Source organism: Aquabacterium sp. UBA2148 (genome assembly GCF_002328915.1).
GTDB lineage: Bacteria > Pseudomonadota > Gammaproteobacteria > Burkholderiales > Burkholderiaceae_C > Aquabacterium > Aquabacterium parvum.
In genome coordinates, this window is record NZ_DCXA01000050.1 from 1 (window position 1) to 6,856 (window position 6,856).

Genomic DNA, 6,856 nt, shown 5'->3' on the forward strand with positions numbered 1-6,856 from the left:
GACCCCGGACAGCAAACGGGCAGCAGGCCCCTCGTCCAGAGGGGAAAGGGGCCGTGGGCGGCGTCCAGCCGCCCCTTGAGGCCCCGGTGCTGTCCGGGTGCTGCCCCGATCACGTCACCCGATTCTGGCTCCGAGTCACCCGGAATCGGATCAGGCTCGGGCCTAGGCTCGGCGCGCGCGACCTGCACAGTTGCACATGTTCATTTGACATGGTTCTTGTGCACAAGGCATGTGAACATGTTCAATGTAACCAGTACAAGTGTTGGAGTGAACATGGTGTTGTTCATCTGTGCCCTCGCTGCAATGGTGCCCATGGCCATCATCGTGTGGGCCCTGTTTGAAGCACGGGCTGCTCGCCACCGCGCGCGGCATGCCCTCGACCGTATTCAGGTGCTGGAGTGGGTCAAGCAGGCGGCGGCCACACATGGGCATTGAGCCGGTCACGCGTGAACAGCTTTACGCCGAGGTCTGGGCTGAGCCCATGACCAAGGTGGCGCTTCGCTACGGCGTGTCGTCCAGCTTCATGGCCAGGGTGTGCACGGCCATGAACGTGCCCCGACCTGAGGTGGGCTACTGGACTCGGCTGGAGTTTGGCAAGCCAGTGTCGAAGCCTTCGTTGCCTGAGGCGCGGCCGTTTGACATGTTGGCCTGGGCACCCGGCATGGCGTTTCCCGCCAAGCCCGTGCTGAAGCCAGCCGCCCCGGTGCCGGCCGCGAAGAAGGCCAGGGCGCCCAAGAAGCCTGCCCTGACCGGTCCTCGGATGCACCCCTTGTTGCGTGACATTCGCAGTCACTTCGAAGCCGGGAGGGAAAACCGAAACGGGTACTTCCGCCCCAACAAGAAGACGTTGTCGGACGTGGTGGTGTCGAAAGCCGCTTTGCCTGCGGCGGTTCAACTGGCCAACCAGCTTTACCTTGCCTTTGAAGACTTGGGGCATGAGGTGTCATGGTTGCCTGTGGGCGCAGACTTTCATCGGCACAAAGTCAATGTCCATGAAAAGCCACCAAGGCACGAGGACTACGAGACCTATTGGTATCCAGCCAGGCTGACGGCGGTTTCGATGGGCACGCTGGCCATTGGCCTGACCATTTTCGAGACCTGCGAAGCCATTCAGATGCGCTACATCCGAGGCACCTACCACCGGGAAGACCAACTGCCCAAGGTGAACCCGCGCGACATGGTGCATTCTTGGACCACCATGCAGAACCAGTGCACCGGCCGCTTCTGCATCCAGGCCTACTCACCTTACGGTGTGTTCGACTGGAGTCGGCAATGGGTGGAGGCCAAGCCGGGTGAGTTGCTGGGCAAGGTACAAGCCATCGCGAAGGAGCTGGCCGATTCGGCGCCAGAGTTGGTGGCCTTGTATGACGCAGCGCAGCAGCGAGCAGAGGTCGAGCGCCAGCGCAGGGAGGCGGAATGGCAGCGGTGGCAGGCCGAAAGCCGAGCCAAGGAACTGCTGAAGGCGCAGACCAAGAGCAAAGAGGTGTTGCTGGCGTCCATCGACCATTGGGCCAAGGTGAAGGCCATGGGCGCATTTTTCGAAGACGTCGAACGCCGTGCAGCCGAACTGCCGGACGATGCCGAGCGTGCGGCTATCCTTGCCAATGTGCAGCAGGCCAGGGAGGTGATTGGCAGCACGGATGCGCTGGCGTATTTCAAGAACTGGCGTTATCCGAAGTAGGGCCTGAGGCGCTGCCAAGCAAAGGGAATGGCAACACCACACAACGACAAGCTGGCTGTGCTCATTGATGCGGACAACGCGCAGGCCAGCATCATCAACGAACTGATGGCCGAGGTGTCTCGCTACGGTACGGCCACCGTGAAGCGGGCCTATGGCGATTGGACGACACCCAACTTGCGAGGCTGGAAGGACGTGCTGCACAAGCTGGCCATTCAGCCCATGCAGCAGTTCGCCTACACCACGGGTAAGAATGCCACCGATTCGTCCTTGATCATTGACGCCATGGACCTGCTGCACTCAGGCAGTGTCAGCGGCTTCTGCCTGGTCTCATCAGACAGCGATTTCACGCGCCTGGCCACTCGCATCCGCGAGGCGGGCCTCGTGGTCTACGGCTTTGGTGAGCAAAAGACACCGCAGCCATTCGTGGCGGCCTGCGACAAGTTCATCTACACCGAGATCCTGCGCACGCAGGGCGAGGTGGCTGCTCAGCCCATCGTGACGGAGGAGCCCGGGCTGTCGTTGGAGACCATGCTGCGTACCGCCGTGACGGCCACGGCCAAAGACAACGGCTGGGCCGCCTTGTCGACAGTGGGCTCGATGATCATGAAGAATCATTCGTCGTTTGACCCGCGCAACTACGGCTGCCAGAAGCTCGGGGAGTTGGTGCGCAAGCAGGGCTACCTGGAGGTCAAGGAGACGCCGATGCAGGACGGCTCCACCCATCTGCATTTGTTTGTCAGGCTGAAGGTGGGGGGCTGAAGTCGTGGAGATCATCAGCGATGCCGAGGGGCGTCAGAAAGCCATGGTCATGGCCGATGCTCTGCTGGCTTTGCCCCTGTCGCTGATGTCCGCGATTCGGGGTAAGGCTCTGCGCCCACTGTTGGCCCATGTCACTGGCTTGTCGGAGACACGCATTGCCAAGGGAGATTTGGGCGCATTGAGCCCAGCCGCTCAGCGTCGGGTTACCGCCCATGTTCGTCAGCAGGCAATTCAAGAAGGGCAACGAAACGGGCTGTCCTTGGACGAGATGGAGTCTCGCTTCTTGGCGCTCAAAGAGATCGAGCAGGAGTCGTGGGAGGTTTGTGCCGTGATACTCATGGTTCGAGAGCCCCACATGATCCCTCATGCGCGTTCGGTTGGAAGAAATTACGGGCGACGACTGAGAGCGCTGTTTGAAGATGCTGAGGCCGATCGATTTGATGCCTTCCGAGAAAAGTTGCACCCGGATGTAACCTGCGAGCCGCTCGAGCATCTTGGTGCAGTGGTGAGGGATCGTTTTGAGCGTTACCGGGCTGCGCACATGGCTGCGAGCACATGGGGTGGGATGCTGCCGGTATTCGAGTCTGCGGTCGAGTTGTGGCTCTTTGATTTCTTCGCCGCCATGGATGCCGAGTGGGGCCGGCTTTACTTGGGCGCGATGAAGCCGGCGCCCTACTTTCTTTGGGTCGCACCCATGACTGATTTGCCCGTAGGTCAAGGAAAGGTGGATTTGAAGAGCCGCCGCAACATTGTCTATTTGCCGGTGCGCAGGCTGCTGCAGTTGAGCCATGCCTTGATGCAGCGTGCGTACCGGAAGGCATGGGCCAGCCAGCCTGTCGGACGATCCTTGCTGGCGATTGATGCGGATCAGACTGAAGCCGTGATCGGCAGTTACTTCGATGGGACCAAAGCTCTTCGGCAAGGGGACTACGTGGCCATGTGGCATGCCATGTATCAACGCCTGTCGGGCAACGCCTCTGATGCTGACGAGCCGACTCCGCCCATGGCGTTGTTGCATGTCGCCTTGCTTTGGCAGCGCTTTTTCGTCCAGAGGGGGCCTGGATCAAAACTGGATGCCTTCACGATCTTGGACGAAGCTTTGTACCGTGCCTGTTGGCAGCGACATGTCGATGTGCTGGTGGACCAACCGGCGACCGAAACGCACGATTGGCCCGACTGGTTGGTCAATCAGTCTTTGTCGCCATCATCAACCTGATCTGCCCAGTCTTGAGGGCGCTCGTCCTCTCCCCGTGATTGCCAGTAGACATCGTTGTTGGGGTTGAGTTGGTTGGCGCGGTTGTCTTCACTGTCTTTGTCTCGCTGCATGGCCACCTCACTTGGACTTGGCCGCTGCCTGCTGCAGACGCCCGACATAGCTGCCGGCGGGCACCTTGCCGCCGTGTTGCTTGGCAACGGAACTTTGGGTGCGTGACGCAGCGTGTTGGGTCACCGGTGTGACGGGCCTGGGCTGTGCACTGGTCTTCTTGCTCATATGAACTCCTAGTTGAAAGTTACCCCCTGTCATCAGGGTGGGGTGACTGTCTCAAAAGTCGTTCAATGAGTTCATCCAAAAATCCCAACTTCGGGGGGCGTAGCCCCTGGTGGACGTCTCGTCTTATGCGGTGCAACGACTGCGTTGGTCTATGAGCTTCTGGATCGTCTGCTCCACAGCCTGATGCAATGCAGGCGACTGCTTGCCAAAGGCACTTTCCTGCAGATCCGGGAATGCCTTGTTGAGCGGCCAGATCAGGTCGGGAAATGGGTAGGTCTTGCGTGACACCCAGTTCGGGACGAAGTTGATGTACAGCTCGGTCGAGAAGTTGACGATGCCGAGCCAGTGGCTGTTGATCGTCGGGGAGTAGATCAGGGCCAGCTTGTTGCCAGCCCGGACCCCAAAGTCGCCCGAGTAATGCAGGCTGCCTTCGATGCCATCCTCGCGGCGATACCAGACCTCCCGCAGCTCTTGACCGTAGGAGAAGTTGCGACGGCCTTCAATGGCCGTGACCATCAGTGATTGCACTTGGACCATGATTCGTTCTCATTGGGAAAGAAGGCTCACTGGTTCTGTTGCCAGGGGATCGGTACCACGTCAATTCGCTTGACCCACTTGTCGTTGGCCTTGCCATCCACCTCTGTCTGCACCTTGGCCAAGCTGCCGGTGGCAAGGGTGGATGCCGCCAGCATGCGCAAAGCGATTCGCTTCTTCACCTTGAATTCCTATTATTGTGTGAAGACAAATACTAGCTGAAACGCGAAATTCTTCCAACTATTGGAGGAGTTTTTTTGGAAGTCGGGACAGCGTTCGGTAAAGTATTGAGGCGGTTGCGCAAGCAGGCCGGGCTCAGCCAGGAGCAGTTGGGCCTGGATGCCGATCTGATGCGCAACTACATCAGCATTCTTGAGTTGGGGCAGCAGCAGCCAACGATCAAGACATTGTTCAAACTGTCCGTCCCTCTGAAACGGAGACCTTCCGAAATCGTGGCTTTGGTCGAGGATGAAATCCTCGCTGACGCCACCGGCTCCACAAAAGACTGAATCCCTCTGATCAGCCAGTGCCTTGATGGGCGTTCTCCCTGGCCTCTCTCCTTGTCCTGATCGCTGGCACGGGTCCATGCGGGTGTGGGCAGCGCTTTGGCCAATCGCGCTCGTTGATTGGCATCAGCAGGAGAAGCACATGGATTCAAAGTTCTGGAGCAATGACCCCGAAGACAACCACCGAATCTTTCGGGACAGCAAGGGCCGCATGGTGGTGAAGGTCGTCACGCCGGGAGGCGTGGTGGCGATCATCGGCGCAGACATCCCGGTCACCACCATCGCCGCGTTGAAGCACAAGATTCACCAACGGATCTTGGCGCGCAGGGAGGCCGAAAGATTGGTTGGCGTTGCCCCCTTGCGTTTGCGGTTGCTGCCGCCAGACGATGAGGGAGGTGAGGTCTAGCGGCCCTCTCGAGGGCCGCTACAGCGTTGAGATCGGTCGGTGGCCAGTGTGGCTGAGCGGACGAGGCAGGCTGCGTGCGACTTAGCTTACTGGCTGCACGCAATGGACCTCTTCCGCACTGGCCTCAGCGATCACGCAGGTAAGACGGAAGGTCCAAATCCGTTTCGGCGATGGCCTCGCTGATCAGCGTCAGTGACGGTGGGCCTGCTTCACCAGTCCAATGTTTTGATGTGAAGCGAAGGCGCTTGCCCTCGCCCAGTGTTTGCTCCTGCCTGCACATCACCCAAATACCGTCTGATTGGGTGGAGACGATGAAAGACTCACCGGACGGCCGGTGATGGAGTTCGAAAAAGGCTCCGCCTTGGTCGGATGGATCTGCCTGCAAGAGGGTCCATTCCCACCCCAGTTTGCGAAGACCTTGACCTACTCGGTCGTCGAATGATGCCGCGCTCTCGCTGATCTGTGCCAACCACTTCTGGGGCGCTCTGTTCAGCGTTGCGAGGGTGAGGGGGGCGATCGTCTGCTTTCGACGAAAGTTCATGGGCAGGAGGGCCTTCCCACAGGGGGACCACTTGTGCTCTGAGCTCAGCTTCCATTGGTTGATCAGGCCGCTCGCCACTCCAGCCTCGAGGTGCCCCTTGGTGACGCGGGCGTTGACCAGCCAGATCGTGGGCAGGTGCTGACTGCGCGAAGCCAGCAACAAGGCTTGGTCCACCTCTCGCCTGTTTTTTGGCGCTCGTTCGATTTCAATCGCGATCATCTGGCCGGAGACTTCAACGACGAGGTCCGGGAGCTTGACGTGTCGTTGTTCGCTGCGGCCGAACTTCGTGCGTTGAGACAGGTCGGTCGCGACAATCTTGGCGCCATGGACCAGGAACACAGCAGCGATTTGTGCGACGGCGAGGTCATGGGCCAGTTGGCTGCGCCGGACGGATTCGGGATTCAGGTTGTAGTCGTGCAACTCAGGCAACTGGACAACGGACTGAGCACGGATCAGCCCAGCCTCTGTCAGCATGAAAACGCGGCCGCTCATGTTGAACTCATTCGGCTCATGCCAGAGCTCGCGCATCAATTGCTTGCTGACCAGCCTTTTGAGAAACGCGTTTGTGTTCGAGTTCGTGCTTGGGCGACCTGGAGCACCCAGGATCAGTTGCGCGACTGGGACGCCGATGACCTGGGTCAGGTAGGTCAGGCCAAGCAGCCTGTCGGCTTTGGCTTTGTGCGCTGCTTTTGCGATTCCTCCGGGCAGCAGGTTGGGCAGTTTCAGGTCGAGCGACAAATCGGAGTTGATCGTGTTGACATTCATGGTGTGGTCCTTTTCAGGCGCAGCGGAGGGCAGGGTCAATGGGGCCGCTGCAAGCGGTCCTTGCGAAGCCATTGACGCTGTGCGCCGCTGCAACAAGCTTTTGGGCTGGCTGGTCCGACCCCTTGAGGTAAGGACCGGGCGAGCCCCGGCGGGCGGTAGAGCGCACCCCTCC

At 59.7% G+C, this 6,856-nt stretch carries 11 protein-coding genes; 6 read left to right on the plus strand and 5 right to left on the minus strand.

All coding sequences use genetic code 11. The features are described 5' to 3' along the window. Window positions 1–237: 237 nt before the first annotated feature. The 4 genes from B2W70_RS02615 to B2W70_RS02630 are packed head-to-tail and all read left to right on the plus strand — an operon-like array spanning window position 238 to window position 3,656. A complete protein-coding gene (locus tag B2W70_RS02615; protein ID WP_286742554.1) occupies window positions 238–435 on the plus strand; it encodes a hypothetical protein in 198 nt (65 codons plus the stop codon). Next, window positions 425–1,681 (plus strand): hypothetical protein, encoded by a 1,257-nt coding sequence (locus B2W70_RS02620; protein ID WP_286742556.1) that lies wholly within the window; start codon window positions 425–427, stop codon window positions 1,679–1,681. The genes B2W70_RS02615 and B2W70_RS02620 overlap by 11 nt, the downstream gene beginning before the upstream one ends. A gap of 27 nt (window positions 1,682–1,708) precedes the next feature. Next, window positions 1,709–2,440 (plus strand): NYN domain-containing protein, encoded by a 732-nt coding sequence (locus B2W70_RS02625; RefSeq protein ID WP_286742558.1) that lies wholly within the window; start codon window positions 1,709–1,711, stop codon window positions 2,438–2,440. A gap of 4 nt (window positions 2,441–2,444) precedes the next feature. Further along, window positions 2,445–3,656: a hypothetical protein gene (locus B2W70_RS02630; protein WP_286742560.1), complete on the plus strand. Its 1,212-nt coding sequence runs from the start codon at window positions 2,445–2,447 to the stop codon at window positions 3,654–3,656. Here the strand turns inward: B2W70_RS02630 and B2W70_RS02635 are convergent. From B2W70_RS02635 to B2W70_RS02650, 4 genes are all read right to left on the minus strand, one after another. Beyond that, the gene (locus tag B2W70_RS02635) at window positions 3,629–3,766 is read right to left on the minus strand and encodes a hypothetical protein (RefSeq protein ID WP_286742561.1); all 138 of its coding nucleotides are present in this window, start codon (window positions 3,764–3,766) and stop codon (window positions 3,629–3,631) included. The genes B2W70_RS02630 and B2W70_RS02635 overlap by 28 nt on opposite strands. 7 nt (window positions 3,767–3,773) lie before the next feature. Then, window positions 3,774–3,932 (minus strand): hypothetical protein, encoded by a 159-nt coding sequence (locus B2W70_RS02640; RefSeq protein WP_286742563.1) that lies wholly within the window; start codon window positions 3,930–3,932, stop codon window positions 3,774–3,776. 123 nt (window positions 3,933–4,055) lie between these two features. Further along, window positions 4,056–4,469: a hypothetical protein gene (locus B2W70_RS02645; RefSeq protein WP_286742565.1), complete on the minus strand. Its 414-nt coding sequence runs from the start codon at window positions 4,467–4,469 to the stop codon at window positions 4,056–4,058. Window positions 4,470–4,495: 26 nt separating this feature from the next. Beyond that, entirely contained in the window at window positions 4,496–4,648 is a 153-nt protein-coding gene (locus tag B2W70_RS02650; RefSeq protein WP_286742567.1) for a hypothetical protein, read from the minus strand. Between the two features lie 75 nt (window positions 4,649–4,723). Between B2W70_RS02650 and B2W70_RS02655 the strand changes: the two genes are divergently transcribed. Both B2W70_RS02655 and B2W70_RS02660 read left to right on the plus strand, forming a co-directional pair. Next, a complete protein-coding gene (locus tag B2W70_RS02655) occupies window positions 4,724–4,975 on the plus strand; it encodes a helix-turn-helix domain-containing protein (RefSeq protein WP_286742569.1) in 252 nt (83 codons plus the stop codon). 139 nt (window positions 4,976–5,114) lie between these two features. Beyond that, window positions 5,115–5,378: a hypothetical protein gene (locus tag B2W70_RS02660; protein ID WP_286742571.1), complete on the plus strand. Its 264-nt coding sequence runs from the start codon at window positions 5,115–5,117 to the stop codon at window positions 5,376–5,378. A gap of 124 nt (window positions 5,379–5,502) precedes the next feature. Here B2W70_RS02660 and B2W70_RS02665 read toward each other — a convergent pair whose 3' ends face one another. Then, entirely contained in the window at window positions 5,503–6,684 is a 1,182-nt protein-coding gene (locus B2W70_RS02665; RefSeq protein WP_286742573.1) for a hypothetical protein, read from the minus strand. Between the last annotated feature and the right edge of the window lie 172 nt (window positions 6,685–6,856).